The organism is Streptosporangium amethystogenes (assembly GCF_000721075.1).
In the GTDB taxonomy this organism is placed as follows: domain Bacteria; phylum Actinomycetota; class Actinomycetes; order Streptosporangiales; family Streptosporangiaceae; genus Streptosporangium; species Streptosporangium amethystogenes.
Genome location: NZ_JOEQ01000011.1, coordinates 159789 through 174799 on the forward strand (window position 1 = coordinate 159789; position 15011 = coordinate 174799).

The 15011-nt window shown below is 67.6% G+C and carries 14 protein-coding genes; 1 reads left to right on the plus strand and 13 read right to left on the minus strand.

From position 1 onward, the window contains the following. Positions 1-44: 44 nt before the first annotated feature. The 7 genes from IG98_RS0118090 to IG98_RS0118120 form a co-directional block, all read right to left on the minus strand. Complete coding sequence (locus IG98_RS0118090) at positions 45-968, minus strand: hypothetical protein (protein ID WP_051752361.1); 924 nt, start codon at positions 966-968, stop codon at positions 45-47. Positions 969-1033: 65 nt separating this feature from the next. Beyond that, complete coding sequence (locus IG98_RS0118095) at positions 1034-1273, minus strand: hypothetical protein (RefSeq protein ID WP_030913282.1); 240 nt, start codon at positions 1271-1273, stop codon at positions 1034-1036. After that, the gene (locus tag IG98_RS0118100) at positions 1270-3048 is read right to left on the minus strand and encodes a hydantoinase B/oxoprolinase family protein (RefSeq protein WP_051752363.1); all 1779 of its coding nucleotides are present in this window, start codon (positions 3046-3048) and stop codon (positions 1270-1272) included. Before IG98_RS0118100 ends, IG98_RS0118095 begins: the two co-directional genes overlap by 4 nt. Further along, entirely contained in the window at positions 3045-5183 is a 2139-nt protein-coding gene (locus IG98_RS0118105) for a hydantoinase/oxoprolinase family protein (RefSeq protein ID WP_051752365.1), read from the minus strand. Before IG98_RS0118105 ends, IG98_RS0118100 begins: the two co-directional genes overlap by 4 nt. Continuing rightward, positions 5180-6721, minus strand: a complete 1542-nt coding sequence (locus IG98_RS0118110) for a sugar ABC transporter ATP-binding protein (protein WP_245651618.1) — start codon at positions 6719-6721, stop codon at positions 5180-5182. The genes IG98_RS0118105 and IG98_RS0118110 overlap by 4 nt, the downstream gene beginning before the upstream one ends. A gap of 5 nt (positions 6722-6726) precedes the next feature. Further along, a complete protein-coding gene (locus IG98_RS0118115) occupies positions 6727-7794 on the minus strand; it encodes an ABC transporter permease (RefSeq protein ID WP_084195441.1) in 1068 nt (355 codons plus the stop codon). Positions 7795-7866: 72 nt separating this feature from the next. Continuing rightward, positions 7867-8880 (minus strand): sugar ABC transporter substrate-binding protein, encoded by a 1014-nt coding sequence (locus IG98_RS0118120; RefSeq protein WP_157594383.1) that lies wholly within the window; start codon positions 8878-8880, stop codon positions 7867-7869. A gap of 269 nt (positions 8881-9149) precedes the next feature. On the opposite strand from IG98_RS0118120, the gene IG98_RS0118125 reads away from it, so the two are divergent. Continuing rightward, positions 9150-9941 carry an IclR family transcriptional regulator gene (locus IG98_RS0118125; RefSeq protein WP_030913295.1) on the plus strand — a complete coding sequence of 264 codons (792 nt, stop codon included), beginning with the start codon at positions 9150-9152 and terminating at the stop codon, positions 9939-9941. Positions 9942-10101: 160 nt separating this feature from the next. Here IG98_RS0118125 and IG98_RS0118130 read toward each other — a convergent pair whose 3' ends face one another. The 6 genes from IG98_RS0118130 to IG98_RS0118165 all read right to left on the minus strand — a co-directional run bounded on the left by IG98_RS0118130 (position 10102) and on the right by IG98_RS0118165 (position 14723). Beyond that, a complete protein-coding gene (locus tag IG98_RS0118130) occupies positions 10102-10905 on the minus strand; it encodes a hypothetical protein (protein WP_211264012.1) in 804 nt (267 codons plus the stop codon). A 14-nt stretch (positions 10906-10919) separates the two neighbouring features. Further along, entirely contained in the window at positions 10920-11477 is a 558-nt protein-coding gene (locus tag IG98_RS47000; protein ID WP_051752371.1) for a hypothetical protein, read from the minus strand. 864 nt (positions 11478-12341) lie between these two features. Then, positions 12342-12812, minus strand: a complete 471-nt coding sequence (locus IG98_RS52560; protein WP_211264013.1) for a hypothetical protein — start codon at positions 12810-12812, stop codon at positions 12342-12344. Between the two features lie 179 nt (positions 12813-12991). Next, positions 12992-13621, minus strand: a complete 630-nt coding sequence (locus IG98_RS0118155) for a DUF6879 family protein (protein ID WP_030913305.1) — start codon at positions 13619-13621, stop codon at positions 12992-12994. After that, positions 13614-13883, minus strand: a complete 270-nt coding sequence (locus IG98_RS0118160; RefSeq protein WP_030913307.1) for a hypothetical protein — start codon at positions 13881-13883, stop codon at positions 13614-13616. Before IG98_RS0118160 ends, IG98_RS0118155 begins: the two co-directional genes overlap by 8 nt. 510 nt (positions 13884-14393) lie before the next feature. Beyond that, complete coding sequence (locus tag IG98_RS0118165; RefSeq protein ID WP_030913309.1) at positions 14394-14723, minus strand: hypothetical protein; 330 nt, start codon at positions 14721-14723, stop codon at positions 14394-14396. Positions 14724-15011: the final 288 nt, after the last annotated feature.

Sequence of the window (15011 nt, forward strand, 5' to 3'; positions counted from 1 at the left end):
GCCTCCGGTCGTCCCGTACCCCTCGTTCACGGTCGGCGCGCACGCTAGGCCACCCGGCGGGGGACGCCGAGCCCCGCCGCGTGCGGTCCGGACTGGACCGCGTCGGCACCGGAGCGGGCCAGCCATTCCAGGGCGACCGCCGCCCGATGGACCTTGGCGCGGACGTTGCGGATCGCGTCCTCGAGGATCTGCTCCCCGCACGGGTAGACGTCCCGGGCGTTGCGCAGGCCGAACTTCGCGTACAGCGGTGCCCCGATCGCGACCAGGTCCGCGATCTCATGACCCCGGACGACGCCCCCGAGGCCGTCGGACGACTCGAGATAGAGGTCGAGAGGGAGGTCGGTGACCGCCCGCATCTCGGCCAGGTCGGCGTAGGTCAGGTCCGAGGGGACGTTGACCGTGGACGCCCCGAGGTCCGCGAGCACCCGCAGTGCCGCCGGGTTGGAGGGGGCGAGGGAGACGCTGATCTTCCACACGCACTCCTCGGGGAGGTCACCGGTCCGCTGGAGGTCGCGGAGGGCGACGAGCAGTCCGATGTCGGCGATGAGGAAGCTCCGGATGCCCGCGTCCACGGCGCGGATGATGTCCTCGACCCCGTACATGAGCTGCCGCAGCCCGCGCAGCTGCCCTCCGCGGCCCGCCCCCTCGGGGGTGCGTGCGTTGGCGCCGACGTCGAAGGACTCGCGCGGCCCCACGAACAGCGACACCTCAAGGCCGTTCTCGGCGCCCATCGCGGCCATGTCGCGTAGCTCGGACACGGTGAGCAGCATGGCTCCCGATCCCTGCGAGACGCGGTTCACCACGACGCCGTACTCCGTGGCGGCGGACAGCACCGCCTCAAGGACCGCCGGGCCCTCGACGCTGGGTATCTCGATGCGGAAGCCGGCGCCGTCCGGAAAGCGACCACCGCTCAAAGGGACGCCGTGCCGGTACGGCAGTCGGTAGGTCTGGTTCAGTAGCGCTGGCATTTTTCTCCTCGATGAGAACGCCAAGGTTGGGAGGGAGGGAAGGCGGACGGTCGGTGGGACGGGTCTCACTCGCGCGCGTCGCGCGCGGCCACCAGGCCGGCCGGTAAGGTGCGGTCGATCGGCGGGTAGTCGGCCCGCAGGCGCTTGAGGCGGTGCCACAGTGCCTCGTCCCCCTGCCGGCAGGCCCGCAGGGTGGCGTCGCCGTCGGCGAACTGCCAGTACGTGTGGATCAGGAGGTTTCCACACACGTCGCAGTAGTCGACGGAGGTGTCCTGCCAGTTCTTGGTCAGATCCTGCCAGCTCATGCGGATGTCCCTTCACGGAGACGGGCGGTGGCCACGGGGTCGACGTCGCCGGCGGCGTCCAGGCGGACCCGGTACACCGACTCCGCGTCCTCGGGGCTCACGTAGCCCTCACGGACGTCCTGTGCGACGAGCTCGGGGACGCGTTCGGACGCCGGGCCGTAACCGGCACCCGAGGGGGACGTCAGGCGTACCCGGTCGCCCCGGTGCAGGCGGACGTTGGTGAACTTGGTCGGGCTCACCAGCCCGAAGTGCTGCTGGAAGCTGACGAACTCGTCGCTTCCCGCCGGGCTGATCTCGATCCTGGTCCGGCTGCCGTCGGACCCGCCGAACAGGCCCCACGGCTCCTGGTTGGCCCGGTCGGACAGCGCGCTCACCGAGATGGTGTCCGCGGCGACCTCCAGCACCCGGACCACACCCGCGCCGCCGCGCAGCCTTCCGGCTCCGACCTCGTCGCGCGCGAGCCGGTAGCTCTCGTGGATCCACGGCCACCGCAGTTCGAAGATCTCGACGGGCGTGTTGCGGCAGTTGGCGTGGGGAGGCATGGTCGCGTTGTTGCCGTCGGTGCTCATCCGGCCGCCCCAGCCGGTCGCCTCGAAGTGGTAGTGGGCGTAGTAGTCGCCGGTCCGAGGGTCGGTACCGCCGAACAGGAAGTTGAGCGAGGTGTTGCCGCTGGACGCGGCGGCCCGCTCCGGCAGGAGGGGGCCGAGGACCTGGCCCATGATCATCTCCATGACCCGGGGCTGGTACTCGGTCTGGCCGCCGACGCAGGCACCCGGCAGCTGGACGCAGCAGATGGTGCCGGGCTTGGTGACGATCCGTACCGGGCGGTTGAGCCCCGCGTTGACCGGCAGGTCGGTTCCGATCATGTACAGGAGCGCGTTCAGCGACGCGGACATGGTCACGACGTAGGGCGCGTTGATGGGCCCGGTCGCCTGGGGATCCGAGCGGGAGTAGTCGAAGATGATCTCGTCGCCGTCGACGATCAGGCTGAGGCGGATCGCGTACGGGGTCGCGGTGATGCCGTCGTCGTCGAACCATTCCATCCCGTGGTAGACGCCGTCGGGAAGCGCCCGGATGTTCTCCCGAAGCGCCGCCTCGGTGTAGTCCTGGATGCCGCTGAACACGCCGGTCACCAGATCGATGCCACGCTCCTCCATCAGTTGCTCCAGGCGCCGCCGGCCCACCTGGAGTGACCCGTACATCGCGTGGAGGTCGCCCCAGGAGTCGTTGGGCGTCCGGTGGTTGGCGAGCATGATCCGCCAGATGTCCCGGACGGGCTCACCGCCCCGGTAGAACAGGACCGGGGGGAGCCGGAGCCCTTCCTGGTAGACATCGGTGGCGGTGGCGGCGAAGGACCCGGGCGCCATCCCGCCGATCTCGGCCATGTGGGCGATGTTGCCGATGAAGGCGACGAGCTCTCCGTCGACGAACATCGGCATGACCATCATGTGCTCGGGCATGTGCGACCCGCCCCGGTAGGGGTCGTTGTGGATATAGACGTCGCCCTCGGCGAAGTTCTCCGCGCCGACCTCTCGCACGATCCAGGTCGCCGCGTACAGCGACGCCCCGAGCATCGAGGGATTCAGGCCCGCGTTGGCGACGAGGTTGCCGTCCCGGTCGAGGATGAGCGTGGAGAAGTCCAGCCCCTCCGAGAAGATCGGTGAGTAGGCGGTCCTCATCATGGACACGGCCATCTCGTCGCAGGTGTTGACCAGCTGGCGATGGACCAGGGTCAGGGTGATCTTGTCAACGTCCGTGCCCGTCCGTGTGCTCACGCGTCCGCTCCCGTGTCGAGGTTCTCCCCGAGACCCTTGACGGCCTCGATGATCAGGCAGTACGTCCCGTCCACTTCCATGCGGTACCCGGGAGGGACGAAGGTGGTGGAGTTGGGTTCCTCCACGATCGCCGGTCCGTTCAGCGTGTAGCCCGGCTGGAGTTCCTCGCGGTCGACGACCACGGTGTCGGCCCAGACGCCCTCGCCGACCTGGACCCTCCTGGTGGAGATCCGCGGGTTCCGAGTGGTACGCGTGTAGGGGACGAACCGCACCTCTCCTCCCGCGAGGAGGGCGGTCGCGCCGACGTAGACGCTCTGGACGGCCTGCTCGGGAAGGTCGTACCCGTACACGCGGGCGTGCGAGGCGTGGAACATCTCCACCAGGCGCCGGTCCAGATCCGGATCGTCCGGAGAGGCAGGGAGCAGTGACTCGTAGGAGCGGTCCAGGTGGCCCCGGTAGGTCCGGATCTCCTGCTCGTAGTTCTGCCCCACGTACCGGCAGCTGACGTAGGTGGTGACGACGATGTCGCCGGTCGCGTCGGCGCGGCGCTGCGCGGCCAGTTCCGCGTGCGCCTCGCGCGCGAGGCGGGCGAGGATACCGGCCAGATCCGTCGCCTCCGGGGTGTCGAGCCGGCGGACGGCGGTCATCCGGCGGTCCACGCGCTGGTCGGAGATGATCGTTCCGAATGCCGACACCAGACCGGGTGTCGGCGGCACGATGACCCGCCGCATCCGCATGTGCCGGGCGATGGCCGCCGCGTGGAGCGGGCCGGCACCGCCGAAGGCGACCAGGTCGAACTCGCGGTAGTCGTGCCCCCGGTCGACGGTGACCAGCCGGACCGCGCCGGCCATGTTCTCCACGGCCAGGGTGAGGACCGCCTCGGCGGCGGCGTCGACTCCCAGCTCCAGGGAGTCCGCCAGTTCGGCGACCGCCGTCCCGGCGCGCTCCGCGTCCAGGGTGAGCTCTCCGCCGAGGAAGTGATCGGGATGCAGCCGTCCCATGACCAGGTTGGCGTCGGTCACCGTCGGCTGGGTGCCGCCCCGGCCGTAACAGACCGGGCCGGGGTCGGCCCCGGCGCTGGCCGGTCCCACGTGCAGCAGCCCGTCGTTGCCCACGTAGGCCAGCGAGCTTCCGCCCGCGCCGATCGTCGAGACGTCGATGATCGGTACGGCGATGGGCACGCCCCACTCCACCTCGAACAGCCCGGTGTACTGGAGCTGCCCGTCCACGACCACTCCGACGTCCGCGCTGGTCCCGCCCATGTCGAGGGTGACGGCCTTCTCCGACCCGACCGCGCGCGCCCAGTAGCCACCGCCCATCATGCCGCCGGCCAGCCCGGACAGGACGAGCTCGATGGGACGGTCGGCGGAGTGCTCCAGCGGCACCTGGCCGCCGTTGGACTTCATGAGGGCGTGCCATCCGGACATGGCCCGCTCGTTCAGGCCCGTCGCGAGGGTGTGCGCGAACCGCTGGACGATGGGGCTCACGTAGGCGTCCATCGCGGTGGTCGCGGTGCGCTCGTACTCGCGCCACACGGGGGCCACCTCAGCGGACAGCGAGACCGCCACCTGCGGGAACGCCGCACGCAGTTTCGCCGCCAGGGCCCGCTCGTGGTCGGGGTTGAGGTAGCTGTTGAGCAGGGAGACCGCGATGGCGGCGCCTTCGTGCTCGGCCAGCAGGCCGCCGACGGTCTCGATGACCCGGTCGACCTCCTCGTCCGCCAGCGCGAGGCGGACCGTCCCGTCGGCGAGCACCCGTTCCTCGACCCCGACCGTGTTCCGGCGGGAGGCGTAGGGCTCCGCCTTGACCCACTGGAGGTCGTACCGGCCGGGCCGGTCGATGCGCTGGATGTAGAGAACGTCCTCGAAACCGGCCGTGGTCAGCAGGATGACGGGGGCGCCGCGGCGCATGATGACCGCGTTGGTGGCGATCGTGGTGCCGAGGACGAAGTCGTCGAGGTCGCGGGTCAGGTCCAGACCGGTGCGCTCCAGGGCGGCGAACACGGCGTCCGAAGGGCGCCGCGGAGTGGAGCTGACCTTCCGTAGCAGCAACTGTCCCTGGTCGGACAGGGCGACGAGGTCGGTGAACGTCCCACCGGTGTCCATCCCGACGCGCCAGCGGGGCGAGGTCGTCACGATGATTTCTCCGTTCTCTCGGACGGGCCGACGAGGGTCGTAAGACCGGTCGAGGGCTGGTCCTGGGGTGTGTCGACGCCTTCGAGCAGTGCGAGGGCGTGCGCGAAGGCGTCGACGGTGTCGTAGTCGCGGACCGCCAGCTCCTGGACGATCCGGCCGCCTTCCAGGACCATCACCCGGTTGGCGACCTCGAAGACCTCAGGGGCCTCGGTACAGAACACGACGACGGCGCGGCCGTCGGCGGCGAATTCGTTGAGCATGGTGTAGATCTCGGCCTTGCTGCCGATGTCCACGCCGCGGGTGGGTTCCTCGATGACCAGCACGTCGGGCATGGTGGCCATCGCGGCGGCGATGGCCACCTTCTGCTGGTTCCCACCGCTGAGCGCCGACAGGTTCTGGGCAGGTCCGGAGGTGCGGACCCCGTACCGCTCGATCATCTGACGGGACCGGGACTGGATCTCCCGTCGGCGCAGGCGTGCGAACGGCCCGCAGATCTCGCGCCGTCCGAGACGGAGAACGAGGTTCTCACCCACGGACATGTGCTGGAACAGCATCTCCTGGCGGTCCGCCGAGAGATAGGAGGTCCTCGCCCGCAGGGCCTTGGCACCGTGCGTGCCGTTCAGACGTGCCGTGCCGGTCGCGGGACGATGCCCGCCCAGGGAGGCCACCAGCTCACGCCCGCCGGACCCCTCCACACCGACGACCGCCAGCACGTCTCCCTGGCGAAGGGCGAGGTCCAATGGGCGGAACGCCCCGGCCCCGTCACTCCAACCGGTCACGGCCAGCACCTCCGCGGCGGAGGTTTCGCCATCGGTGAGCCGGGAGGTCGCGCGGTGCTCGGTGCGCACCGCCTGGCCGGCGACGAGTTCGACGGCGATGGCGGTCTCCGTGAGCGCGTCCCCGGTCAGGGTCGCCGCGGGCAGGCCGTCCCTGATCACCACGACACGGTCGCAGTGCGCGACCATCTCGGACAGGCGGTGGGAGATGAAGACCACGATGTAGCCCTGATCCGCCAGACCGTGCATGAAGGCGAAGAGCGCATGGGACTCCTCGTCGGTGAGGGCGGAGTTCGGCTCGTCGAAGAGGAAGAACCGGGCCGACCTGACCAGGGCGCGAGCGATCTCCGTCCGCTGTCGCACCGCGAGCGTGCATCGTTCCAGCGGCTGGTCGGCGAGGTGGGCCACGCCGAGCGACCGCAGGATGCGCCGCTGCTCCTCTCCCGCCGCCGGGGCTCGCCAGCGGGAGCCCTCGTTTCCCACGAGCAGGTTCTCCTCAAGAGTGAGGTTGGTCCACACCTGGGGTTCCTGGTGAACGATGGCGATCGGGTCCGAGACGTCTCCCGGCTGCCAGGGGCGTCCGTCGACGAGGATCTCGCCGGAGTCCATCGACTCCTCCCCACAGAGGATCCTCGTCAGGGTGCTCTTACCGGCGCCGTTGGGCCCGGCGATGCCGAGGATCTCGCCACCGCGCAGGGTGAGGTCGACTCCGGCCAGCGCCTGCGTGCCTCCGAACCGCTTGCGTACCCCCCGGATCTCCATGGTGGTCACGAGGCCGCCCCCGCAACCGCCAGTCCTCGCCGACGGCTCCCGAGGTCACTCGTCACCCGGTCGAGGATCACCGCTCCGATGGTCACGAAGCCCACGAAGAGCAACTGGGCGAAGGCGCCGATGCCGAGCAGGGCGAGACCGTTGGCCAGTACGGCGAGCAGCATCGCTCCGAGGAGGGTTCCCCAGATGGTCCCGCGCCCACCCATGAGGCTCGCGCCGCCGATCACCACGGCCGCGATCACCTGGAGGTTGAGCTGGCCGGCGGAGTTCGGCCCGACCGAGCCGACGTAGGAGAAGTCCAGGATGCCGGCGATGGCCGCCATCAGGGCGCTGATCACGAATACCGCCATCCGGTAGCGCCGGATCGGCAGACGCGCGATCGCCGCGGCCTTGGGGTTGCCCCCGATCGCCAGGAGGCGGAACCCGGCGATGCTCCGGTGGCGGAGGAACCAGAAGACGCCGAAGAAGAGCGCGAGCCACAGCACCTGGATCGGAATGCCGAACGGAAGCTGCGTGCCGCCGAGAGCCTGGAAGAATTGCAGCTCCCATGATGGCGGGGGCGGCGTGTTGTACGCGGGGTTGAAAGTGGAGGCGTTGCTGATCAGCAGTTCCGTGCCGGAGGCGAGGCTGAGCAACCCGAGGGTCGCGATGAATGAGTGGATCTTGAGATAGGCGGTCAGGAACCCGCTCAGCGCGCCGGCGAACAGGCCGATGAGCAACGCCCCCGCCAGGGCGGGGAGGAACGGAAGCGTGAAGGGGAGGCTTCCGCCGCCCAGCCACAGCACCGCCAGGGAGGTCGAGACCAGGCCGTAGATCGCGCCCACAGCGAGGTCGATCTCACCCAGCAGGATGACGAGCAGCTGGGCGAAGGCGATGATGCCGAGTGAGGACATCGAGCGCAGCAGGGTCAGCAGGTTGTCGCCGCTGAGAAACGTCGACCGTTGCGACTGGAAGAACAGGCCGATCAGAATGATCGCGAGCACCAGCCCGAGGGTTCGCAGGCGCTCCAAGGGCAGTGCCGCGCGTTGGGCGGGCGGGCTAACGACGTCGGATGTGGCTGACATGTGACACCTCCTGGCACTCGATGCGCATTGGGTGGTTCGTCGGCGTGACGACTGTTTCGACGAGACGCACGTCTACGGCGTCGTGGCGTCGGCGAGGCGCTTGCGTGCTTCCGCGGTGGTCATGAGCCCGGAGCCGCCGTCCTTGGTGATCACGATCGGATCCAGGTACTGCAGGGGTTCCGCGGGGACCTTTCCACTGGTCAGGTAGTCCACGCACGCCGAGACGGGCGCCTCGGCCTGGTTGTCGAAGCCCTGGTCGATGGTGACCAGCGTCCGGCCCGCGTCGATCGAGTCGAGGATCGGACCGCTGACGTTGAAGCCGGAGGTCCACACCTTGCCTGCCAGGTTCTTGCTCTTGATGATGTCGCCGACTCCCTCGACCCCCTGGTCGGTGTGGAAGAACAGGTTGACGTCGTTGTGAGCCAGCAGGAACGGGCCGACGCTGTTGAGCACTTCCTGGGTGGTGAAGTTGTCGCCGGTGGGGATGCCGCTCTTGGGATCGTTGAAGAAGCGGGCGTCGGGGAAGACCGAGGTGAACCCGGCGACGAAGCCGGTCATGCGGGCCTGCGCCCACGGCCCGGCCGGCTGGCCGCTGCCCAGGGCGATGGTGTCGAGCTGATAACCCTTGGCCTTGACGATGGCCGCGGTGGTCTTGCCGTTGATCTCACCGGACTGCTGCTCGTTCAGGGCGTAGAACGCGAACCGCTTCGAGTTGGGGACATCGTTGTTCAGGGTGAAGACCGGGACGCCCGCCTGGACGTACTTGTCGATGATGCCCACGTACTGGTCGGGGAGGGGTGACTGAAGGCCCAGGCAGTCCACCTGGTTGCCGCTGAGCAGCGTCTCCAGCTCGGCCAGCTGTGCCGAGGTGTTGGTGGTGACGGGGCCGGTGAGCCGGCACGCGATCCCCAGCCGGGTCTTTTCCTTCTCGCAGCCGCGCTGCATGCCGATGCGCATCTGCGCGCCCTGGATCGGCAGTGCGGTGCCCTGGATGTCGATGACGATGTTCGCCTGCTCGCCTTTCTTGATCTTCTCGGCGATGCGCGGCGCGAGCTTGAACCCACCCCACGGGAACGTGTGCGACATCGCCTCGGCAGGCACCTCGATCCCCGTGGCGGTCGGCGTTTCCGGGCTCTGACAACCTGCGGCCACGAGGACGGCCGTGAGGCCGGCCACGCCTAACGACCAGGAGCGATAGCGGAGCATACGTTCCACCCTAGATCTTGTTCGGTATCACCAAACGGGGTTATGTGATACGAAACTATGGCATTCGGAAATTACGGACGTCAAGGAGGTATGTGCCGCTTTAGGTGAGCAGCTTGACGTCTGCGTTCGGTGATACCGATAATCGTTCGGTGACCCCAAACAGCGACAACGCCGACAAGTACCGCGTGAAGAGCCTGGATCACGCCATCGACGTCGTGGAGGCGCTCGCGGACGGCGGGCGTGACGGCCTCGCCGTCACCGAGGTCGCGACCGCCGTCGGCATGTCCAAGAGCAGCGCCTACTCCATCCTGCAGACGCTGCTGAGACGCGGATTCGTGGCCAGCCAGGGGAGCGGTCCGACTCGGAGGTACCGCCTCGGCTTGAGTTTCGCCTACCTGGGAGACCGGGTGACCTCCCAGACCGGGCTCCGCGAGGTCGCGATGCCCTATCTGGAGGAACTGACCCGAGCCGCCGGCCTGACCTCACGTCTTGCGATCTTCGATGAGGGGTACGCCGTGGCCATCGGACGAGTCGACGGCCCCGGCACGATCCGTATCGCCCCGTTCCTCGGCCGCCGCGAGCTGCCACACGCCACCGCGATCGGCAAGGCGATGCTCGCCACCCTTGGCGACGACGAGATCCATAGGATCATCAAGTCGACCGGCCTCCCGGCGCGTGGCCCCAATACCATCGTCGATGTCGACACCCTGCTACGAGACCTCCGCCGCACCGCTGAACGGGGCTACGCGGTCGACGACGAGGAGGACACAGCCGGAGTCGTGTGCATCGGTGCGAGCGTGCTCGACCGCACGGGCACCTGCGTCGGCGCGATCAGCGTGACGGCGCTCAAGCACGAGATGCGTGCCGACGCCGTCGCCGAGATCGGCGTCCTCGTCCGCCGCTACGCCGACACCATCACCGCCGAACTGGGGGGCCGCTAGTGTCCTTCGGCTGAAACAGTGATCCTGGATCTGTGCCCCGTTGTCATGTCGCCGGGTCCTCGTGCTGTTGAGGTCCGCCTGCCCGATGAGGAGCGGTCCTCGCTTTCTCCCAGGCCGGCCCGGGGAAGCGCCGCTTCGTAGTCGATGGGCGCCACCGAACTCAATCGACTCGTGAACGCGATCCTTCGAGCCGGTCGGCCGTGAGCATCAACGGGGTGCCGACCCCGTTCCGGGAGGCCGCCTCGGCGAGGAAGGCGGCCAGCCATCCCAGCGCGTCCAACGACCATTCGGTGAGGACACCGTGGAATGTGGCCCGGTGCCGGGCGGGCCCGCGCCACAGCTCGTCGATGACCGCGGGTTCCAGGACCATGCCGTCGTCGGTCAAGTCGTCGGTCAGGGAGAACGAGTCGCACGCGAAGACGTCCTGCGTGAAACTCCGTATCCACTGGAGCATCTCGGGTGCCGCCGAGTGGATGGACGGATCCTGCCCGCCGTCCAACGTCACCCGTACCGGTGTTCTCCACCGCGGGTCACCGTCGGCGAACCAGCCGGCGTCCTGGAACAGGGGCAGCACAGCACTCGCCCGCGTTGAGGCGTCGAGGCTCTGCACCGGCAGCAGGAGCTGAACCGCTCGCAGGCGCGGAGTGCCGATACGCGCCACCACGTCGCCCGCACACGAGAGGAACGCCTGAACCGGCAACGGCCGGCCGTCGGGAACCGGTTCGGTCAACGACACCTGGAACCACGCGATGCGTGACGGCTCCGGGCCCTGCCCGGCGTCGTTCATCCCCCACAGGCCACCGGACGCGTTCTCGGTGGCCTCGGTGAGCCATCCCAGCGCGGACGACCTCGCGACGAACAGGCTGTACGCGTCCGAGGAGGCGACGCGAGGATCTCGCCACGGATGCAACGCCAGCTCGCCGTGCAGAGCCGCGAACATGGTGCTGTCGGGTCTGATGCTCACGTCGCCCTCTTCCACTATCGCCTGCAGTAGATGTTCCGGCTCGGTGTGTAGAGCTTGCCCGGGTCGTCGGCCAGGCCGACCAGGTCCACATCGACGACGCTACGCCATCCCGTCAGGCTGTTGCTGTTGCAGCCGCCGCGTCCGGTCGCCCGGTTGCCGGCGCCGCCGCCGGAGCGCACCGTCGCACGGCCCGCCGTGCCGGCGTTTCTCCAGCTGCCGTCGGAGTAGTACTGCTGCAGCTGCACGGTGACGACCGCCAGGGTGGCGTTGCAGTTGCCGTTGACCCACCAGCCGTGCCCGGAGGCCTCGAAGGCGGACGAGGAGACGTGGACGTAGTCCCCCGCGGTGTTGAAGACGCACAGCGCCCGGGTGCTCGTCGCGGAACCGGTGTTCTCCAGGCTCGCCTCGCTCCCCGCGGGAGCCCGGCCGGTATCGGGGGCCGGAGCGGGGGTGGGAGGGGGTGCGAGGACGGACGCCGACGGAACCGCGATCGCCGCGGTCTGCGACATCCCGAGGAGCGCCGCGCTGACGATGCCAGCCGTCATGGAGACCTTGCGGAGTGATTGACGCATGATCGTACCTCCGTGCTGAGTCGAGTCGAGCAGGGACAGGAGCTGCTGTGCGAATCCTGTCTGGCGGTTGAGAATGCGCGCGGTGCTGATCTCAGGTAATGGCGCCAGGCATTGGTAAACGTGTCATTTCCGCTCTGTCATGTCAACGGAAAAAGAATTATTGACGGCGTTTGGGCGACTGTTCGATCTATGATTTACCGCCATAGGCGGACAATTCATCGAATAATTATTTATTTTTCGTCAAAGTCCATTAAGGATCTCATGTTGCCGTAGGTGCTAATTCGCAAAAAAGGCTGATAAGACGACCGCCGTACGGCGTCGCCGTTCCCGTTGCCGATCTTCAATTCATGGAGTTCGGCGGCCCGATGGAGCCAAGGGGAGCGGCGGGATGCGGGTCGGCGTGAAGAACGCATGCCGGTGGGCTTACCCCGGCTGTCCGAACGTTCAGGTGGACGGGATCATCTACACATCGTCTTGAACGTCAGATGCGGAGCCGCATCGCCCGAACGTCGGTGATCAGGGTGGTGATCGTGCCGTCGTCGGTGCGGGTGAAGTACCGGGCGTTTCCGGAGGTGATGGAACCGTTTCCGGTGACTCCTATTTGAAGCCGTCACATTCACCCGTTTGGGAACTATCGCAGCTGAAATGCCGTTGGCATGATGAACATCGACAGCAGGACATGTGGACACGATGTCCTGCGGATCGGAGATGAGATGGGCAGCGATCCCCAGAAGGTCCGTCAGTATCACCTGAGACCTGGAAATGTCCGTGAGATGAGGGACAACGTGATCGTCGGTTTCCGGAAGCTCTGGACGCCACGAGGACTGGTCACGCTGGGAGCGGTGGCCCTCTGGGTGGTCGGTGTCATGGTCGTTTCTCCGCTCCTGTTCCCCGATCCCCTCTGGCCAGGTGGTCTCCGCCGGAGCGGATTGGAGTCGGGGGTGTGCCTGGCCGGGACCATGGTGATCGCCTCCAGGATCTTGCGCCCCTGGAGGTGACGAACGCGCTTTGCGCCTTCCCCTGCTCGGCGTCCACCGGCCGGTATTCGGCGGTGACGGCCCGCAGCAGGGCGACGGCCTCCGGCTCGGCAGCGTGCGTCGCCGCATTGTCCAGGACGACCAGCACCCGGCGGCCGACCAGTCGCGAGCGGTAGAGCTGCCCGTCGGGAAAACGGTCCCGAACCTGATAGGCCCAGCGCAGCGCGAGGGATGTCTTCCCCACGCCCGCGGTCCCGGCGATCACGCACACCGAGATGACCCGCGGATCGCCGTCTTCGCCGATCAGGATCGTGTTCAGTTCTTCGAACTCGCCGGTGCGGTTGACGAACCCACGCACATCGGCCGGTAGCTGCCGTGGGGTGAGGTTCGTGGAACCGCTCCGGTCCGGTCTGCCGTGCTCGTGGAAGTGGACTCCGCCACTGACGTCCCTGGCCTGTACGACATCACGCGAAGACCCCGACAGTTCGGAATGCGAGCTGCCGGGGTGTTTCTCGTCTTCTCCGGGCTTTTTGACGCCTACTCCGCCTTCGTCGTGGGCGAGGGAAGGTGTGCCACCTCGCGGTCGAAGTAGGACATCACATCTTCACCGGCCTCGTAGAGGCTTTTGAGGTATTTTTCCCAACCGCCGATCAGGCCGGGATCGGTGTAGCGAACCGCGCCGTTCGGGACGCCGATTTCGGTGTAGAGAACGTGGTATAGGGTTCGGCCGCCGAGGATGACCACTTCCGGTAGTGGAGCGGTCCTCTCCGAGGCCGCCACCTTTTCCACGCCGACCACGCGGACCCGCTCACCGCATTCGGCACGCAGTCGCAGCGAGTGCAGCTCCCACTGCATATATGGCGTGAGCGGCGTCTCGACCACGCGTATCCGGTGGAAGAAGGAACCGCGGCGTTCGTCCTCCCGGGCGACCGCGAGCAGGTCGTCTCGCCTTTCGTTGAGAAGCCGCAGCGCTTCCTCCCAGTCGCCCCGGCGAAACGCGTCACGGCTGGGACTGCCCTGTTCCTCGAAGTGCTGCCGCCGCTCGAACTTCCAGGAGTCCCGGTTGCGAATCTGCGCGTCCCGGTGCCGGAAGTCGCGTCGGTAGGCGTCCCTGACGAGCCTTTCGCCCTGTGCGGGGACGAGGAAGGGAGCGCGGGGATCAAGCATCGGCGATGTCCGCCTTCGCCGCGCTGAGCATGATGCCCGGGATGACGACCAGCCGCTCATCGGGGGCGAGGGACACGCCCTCCGGCAGGCGGGGGCCGTAGGCGGCGGTGAGGTCCCTGCCGATCACTGCGATGTCACCGTTGTCGAGTTGCCAGATATCTGGACATTCGTCGCGGCCGTCCGAACGGTCCAGCTCTTTGGCCGACTTCCCTAATCGCCGCTCGAATGACGCGGAAGGGTCAGCTTCCCAGGAACGAGCCATGCCCGCCTCCACTTGGCTTGGCTGTGCGTTCTACCTGTGCGGAGCATATGTTGGACGGCACTCCGGGACAACGGAATGGGTGGATTATCGCGCGAACATGGCCGAAAAAACAAACCGCCTGACCGAAACGGCGGACAAATGAGCTGAGTGGAAGGTGTTCACGACGCCTGCCTGCCGATTTTCGATGCGTATGGTGACGAAGGCTTGATGTCGAACCGGCCTCGACCTGCCGGTCATCGATCAGTGGACATTTTCCGGGTCCGCAGTACGTCCGCACATTCCGACATCCAGCACTTCGGTGCTTGATTCTGGTTGTCCGTGGACTTCGGAGATGCCGAGAACATCACGGCAGTAACAGTGCGTGCGGGATTGTCTGCTGCCACAAAGTCTCATATTTAATGAGAAGGGCGTCATCGCCGACCGGGACTCCATCGGCGGCGCCCGGATTGCATGGCTCACGGTCTACGACAGCCGGTACGAGGACGGCTGATCGGGGCTGTCGAAGGACGATCAGTCCATTTCCTGTGGTCTGTAGGGCTTTGGAGCATCGAAGGTGATCCCACCTTCGATATCCCTGGCCTGCACCGCGTTACCGTGCACGGTGCCACTGATCTCGTTGTGGACACCGCCGGGCTCGGGGCCAGGCCCGGCCTCCTCGGGGCGTGTGGAAACAGCGCCGAAAACCGCCAGCCCCAGCCCCAGCAGTCCGACGAAGGCGCCGAGCACGCTGGCGAGCTTGTCGGCGCGATCCAGGCCGACCGCGATGAAATACCACCCCAGCGCGACCAGGGCCGCCAGCGCCACGGTTACGCCCGACCAGACCAGTGTGCGTCTCGACATGCGTTCAGTGTCGGCCAGGTTTCAGAACGGGGGAAGCCCGGCGCTCCGGTGCGTTGACCGCGATGCTCGGCCCTTCGCGAGCAGGCGTCCGTCGAACTTCGCCGTTCTGGTCTTCACAGACCTCGGCCACGTCGGCTGGGAGTCGACCGAGACCACTGATGACGTGGCCTCGTTCACCGGTCCGAACGCGGATCCGCGCCCTGGTCACCGACGGTGTAGCCCGTGCTCGGCCTCGGCTCGGGTCGATGCGACCGGACGCCGAGGTGGACCGTGCGCACGGGTCCGGGG

Coding starts and splice junctions, on each gene's coding strand:
- IG98_RS0118090 (WP_051752361.1), bottom strand. CDS start 968: ATGCCAGCGCTACTGAACCAGACCTACCGACTGCCGTACCGGCACGGC.
- IG98_RS0118095 (WP_030913282.1), bottom strand. CDS start 1,273: ATGAGCTGGCAGGATCTGACCAAGAACTGGCAGGACACCTCCGTCGAC.
- IG98_RS0118110 (WP_245651618.1), bottom strand. CDS start 6,721: ATGGAGATCCGGGGGGTACGCAAGCGGTTCGGAGGCACGCAGGCGCTG.
- IG98_RS0118115 (WP_084195441.1), bottom strand. CDS start 7,794: ATGTCAGCCACATCCGACGTCGTTAGCCCGCCCGCCCAACGCGCGGCA.
- IG98_RS0118120 (WP_157594383.1), bottom strand. CDS start 8,880: ATGTCGCACACGTTCCCGTGGGGTGGGTTCAAGCTCGCGCCGCGCATC.
- IG98_RS47000 (WP_051752371.1), bottom strand. CDS start 11,477: ATGCGTCAATCACTCCGCAAGGTCTCCATGACGGCTGGCATCGTCAGC.
- IG98_RS0118155 (WP_030913305.1), bottom strand. CDS start 13,621: ATGCTTGATCCCCGCGCTCCCTTCCTCGTCCCCGCACAGGGCGAAAGG.
- IG98_RS0118160 (WP_030913307.1), bottom strand. CDS start 13,883: ATGGCTCGTTCCTGGGAAGCTGACCCTTCCGCGTCATTCGAGCGGCGA.
- IG98_RS0118165 (WP_030913309.1), bottom strand. CDS start 14,723: ATGTCGAGACGCACACTGGTCTGGTCGGGCGTAACCGTGGCGCTGGCG.